Genomic DNA, 1,191 nt, shown 5'->3' with positions numbered 1-1,191 from the left:
ACCCACCGACGCAGTCACATTCTCTAACCGGAGGTATCTGCCCGGTTTAGAGGTCACTGCCATCATCCGCATCCAATTGCCCGCCACCGAGGCTGAACGCCTCGATGCCCTGTTCCGCTCGACGGACGACCCCAAATTCCGAGTCCGGCTCCAGATCGTGTTGATGGCTCACCGGGGCCGTGCCCGCCAGGATCTCGCCACCGACTTGGGGGTCCACCGCCGGACCGTCACTCGGTGGGTCAACGCGTACTGCGACGACGGACTCGACGGCCTGCGGCCCAAGAAAGCCAAGGGCACCCCGTGCAAGATCCCCGCGACCCTGGCCGAGGAGATCAAGTGCGGGGTGATCAAAGGGCCGGCCGAGCAGGGGCTGGACCGGGCCAACTGGACACATGCGGAACGGGCCGATCACCTGCTCAAGACCAAGGGGATCCGCACGTCCCGGAGCGCCATGCCGCGGTTCTGCTCGGGCATCGACATCCGCCTGTATCGGCCCACGTATCGCCATGACCGGGGCGACCCGGTCAAGCCGGCCCAGGCCCGGGAGGACCTGGCCGCCCTGGGAAAAGTGCCGCGGCCGGTGAACTCGTCCTGGTGAGCCAGGACGAGGCCCGCTTCCCGATGGTCCCGACGTTGGCCGCAACGCTCGGGGTCAAGGGGCACCGGCCGATCGTGGGAACCCGGGACTGCAAGGACCTCCTGTACGTGTTTGCCGTCGTCCATCTGGTCACCGCAGGGGTTCATGCCAACACGCTGGAGAGCCCCGCGAACGCCAACAAGAAGACCGGGTTGAGCAAGACCCGTCGCATGCAACAGGCGTTCGCCGATCACCTGCGGCACATGGGTCGCGTGTACCCGCGCGAGAAGTACCCGCGGGTCGTGGTCCTGATCGACAACGCACCGTGGCACCGGGGCCGGCCGATCGACGAGGCCATGCGCGAGAACCCGCATCTGGAGTTCAAGCGGTTGCCCAGCTACAGCCCGCAGTTGAACCCGATCGAGCGGTTCTGGAAGAAGCTCCGGCGCCGCGCCACACACAACCGCCTGTTCGACACCTTGGCGGACCTGAAGGCGTCGATCCGGGCCAGCCTGTGCTACTTCCAGACCGTCCGGCATAAGGTCAAAAGCCTCATCGAGGGACGGCCCAAGCGGAAGACCAGCAAATGAGACAGCTTCGGTGGGTTCATGTAT

The 1,191-nt window shown here is 65.8% G+C and carries 2 protein-coding genes; both read left to right on the top strand.

Annotated features, from left to right (window positions below):
* A partial coding sequence (locus R5W23_RS08770) for a helix-turn-helix domain-containing protein (protein WP_320686009.1) occupies positions 1-598 on the top strand: 598 nt, incomplete at its 5' end.
* A 23-nt stretch (positions 599-621) separates the two neighbouring features.
* A complete protein-coding gene (locus tag R5W23_RS08765) occupies positions 622-1,167 on the top strand; it encodes a transposase (RefSeq protein WP_320686008.1) in 546 nt (181 codons plus the stop codon).
* Positions 1,168-1,191: the final 24 nt, after the last annotated feature.

This window comes from Gemmata algarum, assembly GCF_034097035.1.
Classification (GTDB): Bacteria; Planctomycetota; Planctomycetia; order Gemmatales; family Gemmataceae; genus Gemmata; species Gemmata algarum.
Note: the sequence above shows the minus strand (reverse complement) of the source record. Positions and strands in the feature narration are given on the sequence as shown.

Coding starts and splice junctions, on each gene's coding strand:
- R5W23_RS08765 (WP_320686008.1), top strand. CDS start 622: ATGGTCCCGACGTTGGCCGCAACGCTCGGGGTCAAGGGGCACCGGCCG.